The sequence below is a fragment of the Luteimonas terrae genome, assembly GCF_004358165.1.
Taxonomy (GTDB): Bacteria; Pseudomonadota; Gammaproteobacteria; order Xanthomonadales; family Xanthomonadaceae; genus Luteimonas; species Luteimonas terrae.
This window is the reverse complement of the sequence record NZ_SMTG01000002.1, coordinates 1757223-1771697: the sequence shown is the minus strand read 5'-3', so window position 1 is coordinate 1771697 and position 14475 is coordinate 1757223. Positions and strand designations below refer to the sequence as shown.

Here is a 14475-nt window from a genome sequence, read left to right as displayed (position 1 = left end):
TCTAGCATGGCGCCCCCGCACCTGCCGGCCGCCGTCCATGTCACTGTCGTTCCGCCCCATCCTGTCGGCGCTCGCCGCATCGCTCCTCGCCGCCTGCGCCACCGGTGCGCCCGCACCCGCGCCGGGTGTGCCGGCCGTCGTGACCTCGGCCTATCACGGCGACGCCGCGCGACCGGCGGAAGGCCGTGGCTGGGTGCGCACCGAGCTGTACTTCGCCACCGGCCGTTGGGATGCCACGCCCGAAGACGCCGCAGCGGCCGAACAGCGCTGGCTCGATTTCCTCGACCGCGAGGTCACCCCGCGGTTCCCCAAGGGCCTGAGCGTGATCGACGTCTACGGCCAGTGGCTGCCGCCGGGCTCGGATACGCCCTCGCGCCTGCGCTCCAAGGAGCTGGTGGTGCATCATCCCGATACGCCGGAGCAGGCCGCCGCGATCGAGGCCATCCGCACCGCATGGAAGCAGGAAACCGGTCACCTGTCGGTGCTGCGCTCGCAGCTGCACGCCGACGTCTCCTTCTGATGCCCACGCCAGCCCCGAGGCCGCCCATGTCGTCCAGCCGCGTGTCCAAGACCGCTTATCGTCCCGCCCGTCTCGCGCTCGCAATGGCCTGCGCCCTGCCGGTCACCGTGCTTGCCCAGGAAGCAACGACGACGGCCTCCACGCCGGCCACGCTCGACGCGGTGCAGGTCACCGCGCAGCGCCGTGTGGAGAACATCCAGGACGTGCCGGTCTCGATCACCACGCTCGATGCCGAGACGCTCGGCGTGCTCGGCAGCGGCGGCACCGACATCCGCTTCCTCAGCGGTCGCGTGCCCAGCCTCAACATCGAATCGAGTTACGGCCGCGCGTTCCCGCGCTTCTACATCCGCGGCCTCGGCAACACCGACTTCGATCTCAACGCCTCGCAGCCGGTCTCGCTGATCTACGACGACGTGGTGCTGGAGAACCCGCTGCTGAAGGGTTTCCCGGTGTTCGACATCGCCGGCGTCGAAGTGCTGCGCGGCCCGCAGGGCACGCTGTTCGGCCGCAACACGCCGGCGGGCGTGGTCAAGTTCGACTCGGTGCGCCCGAGCCAGGATTTCGAGGGCTACGGCAAGCTGGCCTACGGCAGCGACAACATGTGGAACTTCGAGGGCGCGGTCGGTGGCGCGCTGACCGAGCGCTGGTCGGCGCGCGTGTCGGCGCTGTACCAGCGCCGCGACGATACGGTGCGCAACACCTTGGCCGGTGCGCCCAACGACGGTTTCGAGGGCTACGACGAATCCGCCGCGCGCGTGCAGTTCCTCTACGAAGGCGACGGCTTCGAAGGCCTGTTCAATCTGCACCGCCGCGATCTCAACGGCACCGCGCGCCTGTTCCGCGCCAACATCGTCGAGCCGGGCAGCAACCGCTTCCGTCCCGGTTTCGATCGTGAGACCGTCTCGCTCGACGGCGTGAACTTCTCCGACCTCGAGACCTGGGGCGGCAGCGCCCGCCTGCGCTGGGATTTCGGCCGGTACAGCCTGTACTCGATCACCGGTTACGAGACGCTGGAATCCTTGAACCGCGGCGACATCGACGGCGGCTACGGCGCGGTGTTCCTGCCCGACTCGGGCCCTGGCCTGATTCCGTTCGCGTCCGAATCGGCCGACGGCATTCCCGAGCACAAGCAGATCAGCCAGGAAGTGCGGCTGGAATCGAACCTCGACGGCCCCTTCGACTGGCAGGCCGGCGCGTTCTGGTTCCGCGAGGACCTCACTGTCGACAGCTTCAACTACGACTCGCTGAGCCCGGGCAATCCGCAGACCGGCCACGCCGTGCAGGAACAGCGCAATACCGCGTGGGCGCTCTTCGCATCCGGCGAGTACGCCGCAACCGACAAGCTGAAACTTCGCGGCGGCCTGCGCTATACCCAGGACAAGAAGGACTTCAGTGCCAGCGTGCTGCAGGCGGTGCCGTTCGGCACGCCCGTCGGTGGCCCGTTCTTCGAGAACACCGACGTCGACGACATCAGCTGGGACGCCAGCGCGGTCTACGAGTTCAACGACGACGTCAACGTCTACGGCCGCGTCGCCAAGGGCTTCCGCGCGCCGTCGATCCAGGGGCGCCTCGCGTTCGGCGGCATCTCGGTCGCCGATTCGGAAGAAGTGATCTCCTACGAAGTCGGCGTCAAGGCCGACCTGTGGGACCGTCGCGGCCGTATCGGCTTCAACCTGTTCCGCTACGACGTCGACGGCCAGCAGCTGATCGCCGTCGGCGGCGCGACCAACCAGGCGATCCTGCTCAACGCCGACAAGTCGATCGGGCAGGGCGCCGAACTCGACCTGCAGGCCTGGCTCACCGACACGCTGCTGGTGACCTGGGGCACGAGCTACAACGACACCGAGATCGACGACCCGAACCTCGCGGTCGCGATCTGCGGCGGCGGCTGCACCATCACCGACCCGACGACGGTCATCAACGGTCAGACTTTCGCCCTGGTCGACGGCAATTCGCTGCCGCAGGCGCCGAAGTGGATCCACAACCTCACCGCGCGCTGGGGCGTGCCGGTGGGCGACGACGCCGAGTTCTACGTCTACACCGACTGGGCGTATCGCGGGCAGGTCAACTTCTTCCTGTACGAGTCGCCGGAATTCCGCGGCCGTTCGACGCTCGAAGGCGGCCTGCGCGTGGGCACCAACTGGAACCAGGGCAATTACGACCTCGCCGTGTTCGGCCGCAACATCACCGACAGCACGCGCATCGTCGGCGGCATCGACTTCAACAACCTCACCGGCTTCGTCAACGAGCCGCGGACCTGGGGTGTGGAGTTCACGGCGAAGTTCTGAGGGTGATGTCTGGTCCGTCGACGATGTCCGTGACGGGTTCGGATTCGTGGCGTCGCGCTCGGTCGCGTGTGCCCAGATGTCCGTCATCCCGGCGAAAGCCGGGATCCAGCGACTTCCGCGCAGGCATGCGCCAAGCCGAACGTGAAAAGCACAGACGCTGGATTCCGGCCTTCGCCGGAATGACGGGTCAGAGAGATTTCTTTCAGTTCCGGGAAACCGATGTCCACTGCAACCCCCACCCACCGCCCCCGCTGGTTCGTCCCCGGCGACATCAACGGCTTCTTCGGCCTCGTCGTCGACAATCTGTCGATCCTCGGCTTCATCGCCGCGGCGCTGGTCGGGATCTTTGGCGTGCCGGCCGACATCGTGTTCGGGCGCATGTTTCCGGGTACCGCGTTCGGGGTACTCGTCGGCAACCTGATGTACACGTGGATGGCACGCCGCCTCGCGCAGCGCACCGGCCGCGACGACGTGACCGCGATGCCGCTCGGTCTCGATGCGCCGACCAGCATCGGCATGGCCCTGCTGGTGCTGGGCCCGGCCTTCCTCGCGTTCCGCCAGCAGGGCCTGGATGCCGACGGCGCCGGCATCGCGACCTGGCAGCTCGGCATGGCGTCCCTGGTGGTGATGGGCATGCTGAAGCTCGTGCTGTCGTTCGCCGGCGACTGGATCACGCGCGTCGTGCCGCGTGCGGCGCTGCTGGGCTCGATCGGCGGCGCGGCGCTGATGCTGCTCGGCTTTCTGCCGTTGATCGAAACACTGCGCTCGCCGGTCGCCGGGTTCGCGACGCTCGGGCTGCTGCTCTACGTGCTGGTCGCGCGTGGCCCGGTGCCGCTGCGCCTGCCCGGCGTGCCATTCGCGCTGCTGGTGGGGCTGGCGCTGTACTACGGGCTCGGACTCGCCGGCCTGTCGCCGGGCTTCGCCTTGCCGGATGCGAACTGGCCCGCCCCCGCGTTGCCGGTGCCCAACCTCGGCTTCGTCGACGGCCTGTCGTCGACGCTGCCGTATCTGTCGCTGCTGCTGCCGTTCGGTCTGCTGATGGTCGTCGGCGGTATCAACGTCAGCGAGAGCGCGCGCGCCGCCGGCGACGACTACCGCACGCGTGACGTGTTGCTGGTCGAGGCCATCGCGACGCTGGTCGCCGGCGTCTGCGGCGGTGTCGCGCAGACCACGCCCTACATCGGCCAGCCGGCCTACAAGCACATGGGCGCGCGCAGCGGGTACACGCTGCTGACGGGTTTGTTCATCGGCTTCGGCGGCATGCTCGGACTCGTGTCCGGCCTGGTGCAGTGGCTGCCGGTGGCGGTGCTCGCGCCGATCATCGTCTTCGTCGGCATCGACATCACCGTGCAGGCCTTCCACAGCACGAAGCGCGAACACGCCATCGCGGTGTCGCTCGCGTTCCTGCCGGCCATCGCCTACCTGCTCAACATCAAGTTCGGCAATCCGGCGTGGATCGATCCCGAACGCATGGCCGCGCTCTACGCGCAGCTCGATGCCGGTCACGGTCTGCCGGAGATGGCGACGATCGTGGTGCTCGGCAACGGTTTCATCATCACCGCGATGCTGTGGGCGACCGCGCTGGTCGCACTGGTCGACCGGCGCCCGGGGGTGGCCGTCTCGGCGCTGCTTGCGGCCGCGGTGGCGTCGCTGTTCGGCGTGATCCATTCGGTCCATCCGACCGGCGCACTGGTGCTGCCGTGGCAGCTCGAGGGCCTGCGCCAGGCGATCGCGTTCCAGTTCGCGGCGGCCTACGCGGTGCTGGCGGTGATCGTCGGCCTGCTGTCGCTGCAGCGGCAACCGAAGCCTGTCTGAGCACCTGTCCAAAGTCCTGCTGCGCTTTCTGCGCGCCGGCACGCACCATCCGACTGCGCGCGCGACGGACTTTGATCAGGGTCTGAATCCTTGCGACGCGCAGCGGCTATCCTGCGCGCCCGATCCAGTGATGCGCCACGATGACGCCGACGCTCTACCAGACCCTGCTCGGCGCTGCGTTCTTCCGCCTGCCTGATACATTGCGCGCGCTACACGGCGTGCACGGTGCCGCGCGCTATTCGGGTGAGGTGACAGTCGTGCGCGGCAGCGGCCTGCTGTCGCGACTGTGCGCACGCGTGGCGGGCCTGCCGCGTGCGATGGCCGATGCGCCGGTCACGGTGGAGTTCGCCAGCGGCCCCAAGGGCGAAATCTGGGCGCGCGCGTTCGGCGCGGCGCCCAAGGTCTCGCGCATGCGTTCGAAGCTGTGGCATCGCGACGGCCAGTTGCGCGAGCGCCTGGGCCCGCTGCAGTTCCGGTTCGTGTTGCACACCTGGGACGGCACGATCTTCTGGAACGTCGTCGGCGTGCGCCTGCTCGGCATCCTGCCGCTGCCGGCGGCGCTGTTCCGCGACGTGCGCTGCAACGAGCGGCAGGTCGACGGCCGCTATGCCTTCGAAGTGGACGCCGCGATGCCGCTGGTCGGTCGGATCGTCCACTACCGCGGCTGGCTGCTGCCCGACGCCGGCGATCACGCCTGATCGTCGATAATGGTCGGCCCCTTCGAAGGAGCCGTGCCATGACCGGACAGACCGTCGCCGATCTCGCCCGGGTGCCGGGCGTCGCGCCTCGCGATGCCGCCACCCGAAATTTCGTGTTCAACCACACCATGCTGCGGGTCAAGGACGCGACGGCGTCGCTGGACTTCTACACCCGCGTGCTCGGCTTCACCCTGGTGCGCAAGGCCGATTTCGAGCAGGCGAAGTTCTCCCTGTTCTTCCTCGCACTGGTCGACGACGTGAGCGTGATTCCCGATGACGAAGCGGCGCGCCGCGAATGGATCGCGCGTCAGCCCGGTGTGCTGGAACTCACCCACAACCACGGCACCGAATCGCAGGACGGCCCGGTCTATCACGACGGCAATAGCGACCCGCGGGGATTCGGCCACATCTGCGTCAGCGTGCCGGACATCCATGCGGCTTGCGCGCGTTTCGAGGACCTCGGCGTGCCGTTCCAGAAGCGCCTGACCGACGGCACGATGAAGTCGATCGCCTTCATCAAGGACCCGGACGGCTACTGGGTGGAGATCATCCAGCCGACGCCGCTCTGAGGTACGCCTTGGCCCGCGTGCGGCGAGGTCGTGTCGCGAAGCACGGCACGCGCCTGTGAGACGCTGACCCACTGCGGTTCGCGCTGGCGATGTTCCCGGCGACCCGGTGGTTTGCCCCAGTCAACCCTCCCCCGCACGCGGGGGGAGAGCGCCGGAAGACGTTCAGCCGCGGGTCGCCGCCAGCGTCTTGAGGAAATCCTTCCGCCATGCGTGGATGTCGTACTCGCGGATGCGGGCGATCATCGACTGCCAACGCTCGCGCCGCGCCTCGCGCGGCATCGCCATGGCGGCGGCGATGGCATCCGACACGCCGTCGCTGTCGAAGGGATTCACCAGCAGGGCGCCGTCGAGTTCGCGCGCGGCGCCGGCGAAGATCGACAGCACCAGCGCGCCGGGATCGTCGCCGTCCTGCGAGGCCACGTATTCCTTGGCGACGAGATTCATGCCGTCGCGCAGCGGCGTGACCAGCCCCATGCGTGACAGGCGGTAGAAGCCGGTCAGCGCGGGATGCGGGTAGGTGCGATTGACGTAACGCACCGGCGTCCAGTCGGGCTCGGCATGCGCGCCGTTGATGTGGCCGGCGTACTGCTCCAGTTCGCGTCGCAGGGCGCGATAGCTCGCCACGCCGCCGCGCGAGACCGGTGCGATCTGCAGATAGGTCATCTTGCCGCGCTGGTCGGCATGGCGCTCGAAGAAGCGTTCGATCGCGCGGAAGCGTTCGGGCAGGCCCTTCGAATAGTCCAGCCGGTCGACGCCGATCGCCAGTGCGCGTCCGTTGAGGCTGGCGTGCATGCGCTTGGTCACCGGACTGCGCGCCGCGGTGGCGGCCAGCGATTCGATCGCGGCCGCATCGATGCCGATCGGGAAGGCGGCCGCGACGAACTGGCGGCCATCGTGGTCGCGCAGGTCGCCCTGGCCGGCCACGCGTCCGCCGCGGAACAGGCGGATGTAATCCTGGAAGCGCTCCAGGTCGCGCTCGGTCTGGAAGCCGACCAGGTCGTAGGACGACAGCGCACCGAAGGTCTTCTCGTGATGCGGCAGGCCGGCGACGATGTCGGCCGAGGGAAACGGCACGTGCAGGAAGAAGCCGATGCGCGCGCGCACGCCGCGCTTGCGCAGTTCCTGCGCCAGCGGGAACAGGTGGTAGTCGTGCACCCAGACGATGTCGTCGTCGCGCAGTTCCTTGGCCAGCTTCTCGGCGAACAGCGCATTGACGCCGCGATACGCAGCCTGGGTCATGGCGTTGTAGTCCACCAGGTCCAGCCGGAAATGCAGCAGCGGCCACAGCGTGCGGTTGGCGAAGCCGTTGTAGTAGCCCTCGTAATCCTCCCGCGACAGGTCGACGGTGAGGTAGGTGATCTCGCCGTGCGCCTCGCGGTGCACCTCGCCCGAATGCGCGCGCGCCACCTTGCCACTCCAGCCGAACCACAGGCCGCCGGTTTCCTTCAGCGCCGCGTCGAGCGCCGTTGCCAGGCCACCGCTCTGGCTCGCGCCCGGCAAGGCGACGCGATTGGAGACGACGACCAGGCGGCTCATGCGGCCTCCTGCCAGCTGCGCGACAGGCGCATCGCGGCCATGATCAGGCCGACGTGCGAATAGGTCTGCGGGAAGTTGCCCCAGGCCTCGCCGGTCTCGAACGACAAGTCTTCCGACAGCAGGCCCAGATGGTTGCGGCGCGAGAGCAGTGTCTCGAACAGTTGCCGCGCCTCGTGCGTGCGGCCGATGGTCGCGAGCGCATCGATGTACCAGAACGTGCAGATGGTGAAGCTGGTCTCCGGTTCGCCGAAATCATCGGGCGTGACGTAGCGGAACAGGCCGTCGCCATGCCGCAGCGCCTGTCCGATCGCCTCGACCGTCGCGACGAAGCGCGGGTCGTCCGGCTTCACGAAGCCCAGATCGGCGAGCAGCAGCAGCGAGGCATCAAGCCGGTCGCCGCCGAAGGCATCGCCGAAATGGCCGGCCTCCGCATTCCAGGAGGCTTCGAGGATGCGCGTGCGCATCGCATCGGCGCGCGTGCGCCAGTAGCCCACGCGATTGGCCAGTTCGAGCTGGCCGGCAATGCGCGCGAGCCGATCGCAGGCGGCCCAGCACATCACCGCCGAGTAGGTGTGCACGTGCGCCTTGCCGCGGAATTCCCACAGGCCCGCATCGGGCTGGTCGTAGAGCTTGAAGGCCAGTTCGCCCAGCGGCTCGAGCTTGCGGAACGTTGCCGCATCGCCGCGATGCTCCAGGCGCCGGTCGAAGAACAGCTGGGTGGAGGCCAGCACCACGCTGCCGTAGGTGTCGTGCTGGCGCTGCACGTAGGCCAGGTTGCCGCGGCGCACCGGACCCATGCCGCGATAGCCGGCCAGCGCGGGCATCTCCTCTTCCAGCAGCTCGTGCTCGTAGGCGATGCCGTACAGCGGCTGCATGTCGCCGTCGTCGCTGACGGTGAGGTTGAAGATGTAGCGGATGTACTCCTCCATCGTGCGCGTGGCGCCCAGACGGTTGAGCGCGCGCACGACGAAGGCCGAATCGCGCATCCAGCAGTAGCGGTAGTCCCAGTTGCGCGGCGTGTCGGGCGCCTCGGGGATCGAGGTCGTCATCGCCGCGATGATGCCGCCGCTTTCCTCGTACTGGCTGAGCTTGAGCGTGATCGCGCTGCGGATCACCGCCTCCTGGAAATCCAGCGGGATCGACAGGTAGCGCACCCACTCGCGCCAGTAGTTCGTCGTGCGGTGCAGGCCGTCGCGTACGAACTCCACCAGCGGCTGGGTCAGCGTCTCGTCCGGGCCGAGGATGAAGTGCAGGTCGCGATCGAGCACGAAAGGCAGGCCGTCGCGCAGCAGGCGGATCGGCATGTCGGTCGTCGCGCGCAAGGTGAAGCCCGGCAGCACGAAACGGATGTGGTTGCTGCCCCAGGTGCTGTCGGGCGCGCGGGCGCCCCAGTCCGCGAGCGGGCGCAGCAGCACGCGGATGCGCGGGCTGCCCGAGAGCAGGCGCACGCGGCGCATCAGCATCACCGGACGGTAGAAGCGGTCGTGCTGGCGCCAGCGCGGCGCGAAGTCGGTGATCTCGATCGAGGCGCCGTGGCGGTCGTGCAGCACGGTGCGCAAGATTGCGGTGTTCTCGATGTAGTGTTGCTCGCTGCGCTCGAAATCGTCGAGTTCGATCGACCAGTCGCCGTGGCCGTCCTTCGGCGAGAGCAGAGCGCAGAACGCCGGGTCGCCGTCGAATGCGGGCAGGCAGGACCAGACGAGGCGCGCGTTGCGGTCGAACAGCGCGCCGAAACTGCCGTTGCCGACCAGGCCGAGATCGAGGCTGGGTGCTGCGGGTTGCGTCATGCGGGCGTCTCCGGGGTGCGTTCGGGCACGCCGAGCCAGCGATGCACGGCGGCGGTGTCGGGCAGGCGGTGGCGGGCGGCGCTGCCGGCGCGGTCGCCGACCAGCACGCTGATGCCGCCATGCGCATTGACGGCCGAGAAACCCGGCTCGTCGGTGAGGTCGTCGCCGGCGAACACCGGCACGCGGCCGGCGAACGGCGGTTCTTCGAGAAAGGCGAGAATCGCGCTGCCCTTGTCGGCGTGATGCGGGCGCAGTTCGATCACGTGGTCGCCGGGCTGCAGCTGGTAGCCCGGCAACTGCGTCAACGCGTGTTCGGCGAACGCGCGCAGCGCGGCGGCGGTGGCGTCCTTGTGCGGCTCGGGCGTCATGCGCCAGTGCAGGGCGATCGCCGCGCCCTTGTCTTCGAGCAGCGCGCCGGGATGCGTTGCGATCAGGGCCAGGCCCGCATCGCGCACCTTCGGCAGTGCGGCGGGCACGACCCCGGTACCTCCGGTATCGCCCGCGCGTCGCCGTTCGACGCCGTGCAGGCCGGCCGCCGTGAACGCACCCGGCGCGAACAGCGCATCGAGCGTGGCGAGATTGCGGCCGCTGACCAGGGCAAGGGCGCCGCCGAGCGCGCGCTGCAGCGCCGTGAGCCGCGCGACGAGCGCGGGCGGGACGTCGACCGCGTCAGGCCGCGGCGCGAACGGCAGAAGACAGCCGTCGACGTCGAGGAACAACGCAGCGTTCGCCGGCAGTGCGGGCGGTGGCGGCAGCGCGGTGGCGGCCGGAGATGGTATGAGCGGACTTGCCTCGGGGGATTGGCGCATTGCAGCATCATCGTCAGACTGCAGGAAAACCGATGTGAATCCGTCCGCAACACACGAAACGTCCCCGATCTCCGAGGGCCCCGTCGTCGTCTTCGACGGTGTCTGCGCCCTGTGCAGCGGCTGGGTACGCTTCCTGCTGCGTCACGACCGGCGCGGCGTGTTCCGCTTCGCGGCGATGCAGGACCCCGTCGGCCGCGGGTTGCTGGTCGCCCATGGCATCGACCCGGACGATCCGGTGTCGTTCCTGCTCGTCGACGGTCCGCAGGGCTGGCACGACAGCGACGGCGTACTTGAAGTGCTGCGGCGGCTGGGTGGTGTCTGGCGGGTCGCGACCGCGCTGCGCATCATCCCGCGGCGCCTGCGCGATGTGGCCTACCGGTCTCTGGCCCGCAACCGCTACCGGGTGTTCGGGCGTCGTGACAGCTGCATGCTGCCGCCGCCCGGCACACGCGAGCGGTTTCTGTGACGGCGGCTCAGAACGGAATCCAACTGCTCCGGTAGGGGCCGCCGCAGGCGATCGCGATGTCACGCTGGAACATGCGCGTTGGCGCTTCGTCCCCACCACTGCCGCCGCCCAGCGTCACCTCGTCACCATCGAACACCGCATTGCCGTTGCCGTCGCTGACGCCCCTCCGGCCATCGCTACCGGTCACTGATCGATAGCTGTGGGGCCAGATGAGGGTGGCATCCCCGGGCGGCGAGGCGCGTTCGAGACGGAAGAGCCGTTCCGATAGGCGAGCCGGCCCGTGGACGATCCGGTCAGCCAGACCTCTTCCAGTCCCGGGGGCGGTGGCTCGTAGCGCACGAGGTCGTTCGGCACGACCGGTGCAATCGATCCGTGCGCACATGCCGTTATCGCCAGCACGGCGGGCAGCACCCAGCCGCGCGCGGCCCGGTATGCGTGATGGACATCCTTGCGCATGTGCGTCTCCGTGATGATCAGTCCTCGATACCGCCATCGAGCTCCGGATAGTGGCGGAAGATCCCCTGCGTGTTGAACGCCAGCCGGCGCTCCGATGCCAGATAGGCCGCGATGTTCGGACGCTCGGCGATCCGCGCTTCCAGTGCGCGCAGATGCGGAATCTTCGGCGCCAGCGCGTCCATCGCCTTCGGATACGCGTAGTCGAGTCCGCGCACGATCTGGAACAGCGAGAGGTCGACGTAGGAGTGGCTGCGCAGTGCGTGCAGGCCGCCGGCCTGCGCCAGCACCTGTTCGAAATGGCCGAGGAACTTCGGCAGCCGGTTGCGGCGCAGGTCCGCGGCGCGCTGCCTGGCGGCGGCCTTCTGGTCTTCGTAATAGGCCGCGCTGGCGATCGGGTGGTGGCTGTCGTGGATCTCGGTCACGAGGTCGGCGATGGTCAGCTGCAGCTGCAGCGCTTCCAGTCGACGCGATTCGGCCTCCGGCACCAGACCCAGCTGCGGGCCGAGGAAGTGGAGGATGTTGGCGACCTGCGCGATGACCAGCCGGCCGGCCTTGAGGAACGGTGGCGCAAACGGACGGGCGCCCGCCTCTGCGCCGTCGAGGAACGGCTGCAGGACCTCGTCGCCGTGATCGCGCGCGACGTCGGCGTAGTCGGCCCCAGCGTCCTCCAGCGCCAGCCGCACGAACTCGCCGCGGCCCTGGATGCCGGTCCAGTAATAGAGCTGGTAATGCATTTGCGGCTCCGTTGTCGGGTGAGGTGCCACCGTAGGCCGGTCGCCGCAAGGCGCGGGTGAGGGACGCGGCAGGATTCCGTCAGGTCGGCTTCGCATCCCCGGCCGCCGGGCGCTTGCAACACGCCGCTTCGACCGCATCTGGAGGACATTGCCGGCCCGGCCGGCCCTTCTCTTCCCCGAGGATTTCCCGATGCGGATGGACAAGCTCACTTCGCGCTTCCAGCAGGCCCTGAGCGACGCGCAGTCGCTGGCCGTCGGGCGCGACCACAACTTCATCGAACCGGTGCATCTGCTGCTGGCGCTGATCGACCAGCAGGGCGGCGGCACGCGCCCGCTGCTCGGCCAGGCCGGCGTGAACGTGCCGGTGCTGCGCGAGCGGCTGACCGAGGCGCTCGAGCGCATGCCCAAGGTCACCGGACAGGCCGGCCAGCTGTCGGTCGGCAACGATCTCTCGCGCCTGCTCAACGTGACCGACAAGCTGGCGCAGCAGAAGGGCGATGCGTTCATCGCCTCCGAGCTGTTCGTGCTCGCCGCGCTCGACGACACCGGAGACGCCGGCAAGGCGCTCAAGGCGGCCGGCGCCGACAAGGCGCGGCTGGAGGCCGCGATCGCCAAGGTGCGCGGCGGCGAGAGCGTGCAGGACGAAAACGCCGAGGAATCGCGCCAGGCGCTGGAGAAGTACACGATCGACCTGACCGCGCGCGCCGAGAGCGGCAAGCTCGATCCGGTGGTCGGGCGCGACGAGGAAATCCGCCGCACGGTGCAGGTGCTGCAGCGGCGCACCAAGAACAATCCGGTGCTGATCGGCGAGCCGGGCGTGGGCAAGACCGCCATCGTCGAAGGCCTGGCGCAGCGCATCGTGAACAACGAAGTGCCCGAGGGCCTGCGCGGCAAGCGCGTGCTCTCGCTCGACATGGGCGCGCTGATCGCCGGTGCGAAGTACCGCGGCGAGTTCGAGGAGCGCCTGAAGGGCGTGCTCAACGATCTGGCCAAGAACGAAGGCCAGATCATCCTCTTCATCGACGAGCTGCACACCATGGTCGGCGCCGGCAAGGCCGACGGCGCGATGGATGCGGGCAACATGCTCAAGCCCGCGCTCGCGCGCGGCGAGCTGCACTGCATCGGCGCAACGACGCTCGACGAATACCGCAAGTACGTCGAAAAGGACGCCGCGCTGGAGCGCCGCTTCCAGAAGGTGTTCGTCGGCGAACCGAGTGTCGAGGACACGATCGCGATCCTGCGCGGCCTGAAAGAACGCTACGCGGTGCATCACGGCGTGGAGATCACGGATCCGGCGATCGTCGCCGCGGCCACGCTGTCCAACCGCTACATCGCCGACCGCCAGCTGCCCGACAAGGCCATCGACCTGATGGACGAGGCGGCGAGCCGCATCCGGATGGAGATCGACTCGAAACCCGAGGAACTCGACCGCAAGGAACGCCGACTGATCCAGCTCAAGATCCAGCGCGAGGCGCTGAAGAAGGAGCGCGACGCCGAATCGAAGCAGCGCCTCGCCGATCTGGAAACCGAGATCGAGTCACTCGAGCGCGACTACAACGATCTGGAAGAGGTCTGGAAGGCCGAGAAGGCCACCGTGCAGGGCGCGACGAAGATCAAGGAGCAGATCGAGGCGGCCAAGCTCGACCTCGAATCGGCGCAGCGCACGCAGGATTACGCGCGCATGAGCGAGATCCAGTACGGGCGCATTCCCGAGCTCGAAAAGCAGCTCCGGGCCGCGCAGGAAGCCGAAACGCAAGGCTTCACCCTGCTGCAGGACAAGGTCACCGCCGAGGAGATCGCCCAGGTCGTCGCGCGCTGGACCGGCATTCCGGTCAGCAAGATGCTCGAGGGCGAGCGCGAGAAGCTGCTGGCGATGGAGTCGCAGCTGCACACGCGCGTGATCGGCCAGGAGGAAGCGATCAAGGTCGTGTCCGATTCGGTGCGCCGCTCGCGCGCGGGTCTGTCCGATCCCGATCGTCCGACCGGCTCGTTCCTGTTCCTGGGCCCCACCGGCGTCGGCAAGACCGAGCTGTGCAAGGCACTGGCCGAGTTCCTGTTCGACAGCCAGGACGCGATGGTGCGCATCGACATGAGCGAGTTCATGGAAAAGCACTCGGTCGCGCGCCTGATCGGTGCGCCCCCGGGCTACGTCGGCTACGAGGAAGGCGGCTATCTGACCGAGGCCGTGCGTCGTCGCCCCTACAGCGTGATCCTGCTCGACGAGGTCGAGAAGGCCCACCCGGACGTCTTCAACATCCTGCTGCAGGTGCTCGACGACGGCCGCCTGACCGACGGCCAGGGCCGCACCGTCGACTTCCGCAATGTCGTCATCGTGATGACCTCCAACCTCGGCTCGCACCAGATCCAGGAGATGAGCGAGCGCGGCACCGACGCCGACAGCGCTGAGGGCTACACGCAGATGAAGGCCGCGGTGATGGGCGTCGTGCAGGCGCACTTCCGCCCGGAGTTCATCAACCGGCTCGATGACATCGTGGTGTTCCACCCGCTGCAGAAGGCGCAGATCCGCGAGATCGCAAAGATCCAGATGCGCGGGCTCGAGAAGCGCCTGGCCCAGCGCGGACTGCGCATCGAGGTGTCGGAAGCGGCGTTCGATCTGCTGGGCAACGTCGGATTCGACCCGGTCTACGGCGCGCGTCCGCTCAAGCGCGCGATCCAGCAGCAGCTGGAAAACCCGCTCGCCTCGAAGATCCTCGCAGGCGACTTCGCGAGCGGCGACACCATCGCCGTCGATGTGGCGGGCAGCGAGCTGGGGTTCTCGAAGCGATGATTCGCAGTC

At 68.5% G+C, this 14475-nt stretch carries 13 protein-coding genes; 7 read left to right on the top strand and 6 right to left on the bottom strand.

The window, feature by feature from the left end; genetic code table 11:
- Window positions 1–37 precede the first annotated feature (37 nt).
- The 5 genes from E2F49_RS08080 (at window position 38) to gloA (ending at window position 5890) form a co-directional block, all read left to right on the top strand.
- Complete coding sequence (locus E2F49_RS08080) at window positions 38–520, top strand: DUF3574 domain-containing protein (protein ID WP_133393322.1); 483 nt, start codon at window positions 38–40, stop codon at window positions 518–520.
- Between the two features lie 26 nt (window positions 521–546).
- Window positions 547–2808, top strand: a complete 2262-nt coding sequence (locus E2F49_RS08075) for a TonB-dependent receptor (RefSeq protein ID WP_133393321.1) — start codon at window positions 547–549, stop codon at window positions 2806–2808.
- A 219-nt stretch (window positions 2809–3027) separates the two neighbouring features.
- A complete protein-coding gene (locus E2F49_RS08070) occupies window positions 3028–4623 on the top strand; it encodes a SulP family inorganic anion transporter (protein ID WP_133393320.1) in 1596 nt (531 codons plus the stop codon).
- Between the two features lie 140 nt (window positions 4624–4763).
- Window positions 4764–5321, top strand: coding sequence for a DUF4166 domain-containing protein (locus E2F49_RS08065; protein WP_133393319.1), 558 nt, complete (start codon window positions 4764–4766; stop codon window positions 5319–5321).
- Window positions 5322–5359: 38 nt separating this feature from the next.
- Entirely contained in the window at window positions 5360–5890 is a 531-nt protein-coding gene (gene gloA, locus E2F49_RS08060; RefSeq protein ID WP_133393318.1) for a lactoylglutathione lyase, read from the top strand.
- Window positions 5891–6052: 162 nt separating this feature from the next.
- On the opposite strand, the gene otsA is transcribed toward gloA, so the two are convergent.
- From otsA to otsB, 3 genes are read right to left on the bottom strand one after another with little or no spacing between them, the layout of a single operon-like run.
- The gene (otsA, locus tag E2F49_RS08055) at window positions 6053–7426 is read right to left on the bottom strand and encodes an alpha,alpha-trehalose-phosphate synthase (UDP-forming) (protein WP_133393317.1); all 1374 of its coding nucleotides are present in this window, start codon (window positions 7424–7426) and stop codon (window positions 6053–6055) included.
- Window positions 7423–9213, bottom strand: coding sequence for a glycoside hydrolase family 15 protein (locus tag E2F49_RS08050; RefSeq protein WP_133393316.1), 1791 nt, complete (start codon window positions 9211–9213; stop codon window positions 7423–7425). The genes otsA and E2F49_RS08050 overlap by 4 nt, the downstream gene beginning before the upstream one ends.
- Window positions 9210–10022, bottom strand: coding sequence for a trehalose-phosphatase (otsB, locus tag E2F49_RS08045; protein WP_133393315.1), 813 nt, complete (start codon window positions 10020–10022; stop codon window positions 9210–9212). The genes E2F49_RS08050 and otsB overlap by 4 nt, the downstream gene beginning before the upstream one ends.
- 34 nt (window positions 10023–10056) lie before the next feature.
- On the opposite strand from otsB, the gene E2F49_RS08040 reads away from it, so the two are divergent.
- Window positions 10057–10488, top strand: coding sequence for a thiol-disulfide oxidoreductase DCC family protein (locus tag E2F49_RS08040; RefSeq protein WP_243713512.1), 432 nt, complete (start codon window positions 10057–10059; stop codon window positions 10486–10488).
- Between the two features lie 7 nt (window positions 10489–10495).
- On the opposite strand, the gene E2F49_RS08035 is transcribed toward E2F49_RS08040, so the two are convergent.
- Genes E2F49_RS08035 through E2F49_RS08025 form a run of 3 tightly spaced genes read right to left on the bottom strand, consistent with a single transcriptional unit; the run spans window position 10496 to window position 11678 of the window.
- A complete protein-coding gene (locus E2F49_RS08035) occupies window positions 10496–10675 on the bottom strand; it encodes a hypothetical protein (protein ID WP_133393313.1) in 180 nt (59 codons plus the stop codon).
- Window positions 10672–10944, bottom strand: a complete 273-nt coding sequence (locus E2F49_RS08030) for a hypothetical protein (protein ID WP_133393312.1) — start codon at window positions 10942–10944, stop codon at window positions 10672–10674. The genes E2F49_RS08035 and E2F49_RS08030 overlap by 4 nt, the downstream gene beginning before the upstream one ends.
- A 17-nt stretch (window positions 10945–10961) precedes the next feature.
- A complete protein-coding gene (locus E2F49_RS08025) occupies window positions 10962–11678 on the bottom strand; it encodes a glutathione S-transferase (protein WP_133393311.1) in 717 nt (238 codons plus the stop codon).
- A gap of 190 nt (window positions 11679–11868) precedes the next feature.
- On the opposite strand from E2F49_RS08025, the gene clpB reads away from it, so the two are divergent.
- Window positions 11869–14466: an ATP-dependent chaperone ClpB gene (gene clpB, locus E2F49_RS08020; protein WP_133393310.1), complete on the top strand. Its 2598-nt coding sequence runs from the start codon at window positions 11869–11871 to the stop codon at window positions 14464–14466.
- Window positions 14467–14475 lie beyond the last annotated feature (9 nt).

Coding starts and splice junctions, on each gene's coding strand:
- E2F49_RS08080 (WP_133393322.1), top strand. CDS start 38: ATGTCACTGTCGTTCCGCCCCATCCTGTCGGCGCTCGCCGCATCGCTC.
- E2F49_RS08075 (WP_133393321.1), top strand. CDS start 547: ATGTCGTCCAGCCGCGTGTCCAAGACCGCTTATCGTCCCGCCCGTCTC.
- E2F49_RS08070 (WP_133393320.1), top strand. CDS start 3,028: ATGTCCACTGCAACCCCCACCCACCGCCCCCGCTGGTTCGTCCCCGGC.
- E2F49_RS08065 (WP_133393319.1), top strand. CDS start 4,764: ATGACGCCGACGCTCTACCAGACCCTGCTCGGCGCTGCGTTCTTCCGC.
- gloA (WP_133393318.1), top strand. CDS start 5,360: ATGACCGGACAGACCGTCGCCGATCTCGCCCGGGTGCCGGGCGTCGCG.
- otsA (WP_133393317.1), bottom strand. CDS start 7,426: ATGAGCCGCCTGGTCGTCGTCTCCAATCGCGTCGCCTTGCCGGGCGCG.
- E2F49_RS08050 (WP_133393316.1), bottom strand. CDS start 9,213: ATGACGCAACCCGCAGCACCCAGCCTCGATCTCGGCCTGGTCGGCAAC.
- otsB (WP_133393315.1), bottom strand. CDS start 10,022: ATGCGCCAATCCCCCGAGGCAAGTCCGCTCATACCATCTCCGGCCGCC.
- E2F49_RS08030 (WP_133393312.1), bottom strand. CDS start 10,944: ATGCGCAAGGATGTCCATCACGCATACCGGGCCGCGCGCGGCTGGGTG.
- E2F49_RS08025 (WP_133393311.1), bottom strand. CDS start 11,678: ATGCATTACCAGCTCTATTACTGGACCGGCATCCAGGGCCGCGGCGAG.
- clpB (WP_133393310.1), top strand. CDS start 11,869: ATGCGGATGGACAAGCTCACTTCGCGCTTCCAGCAGGCCCTGAGCGAC.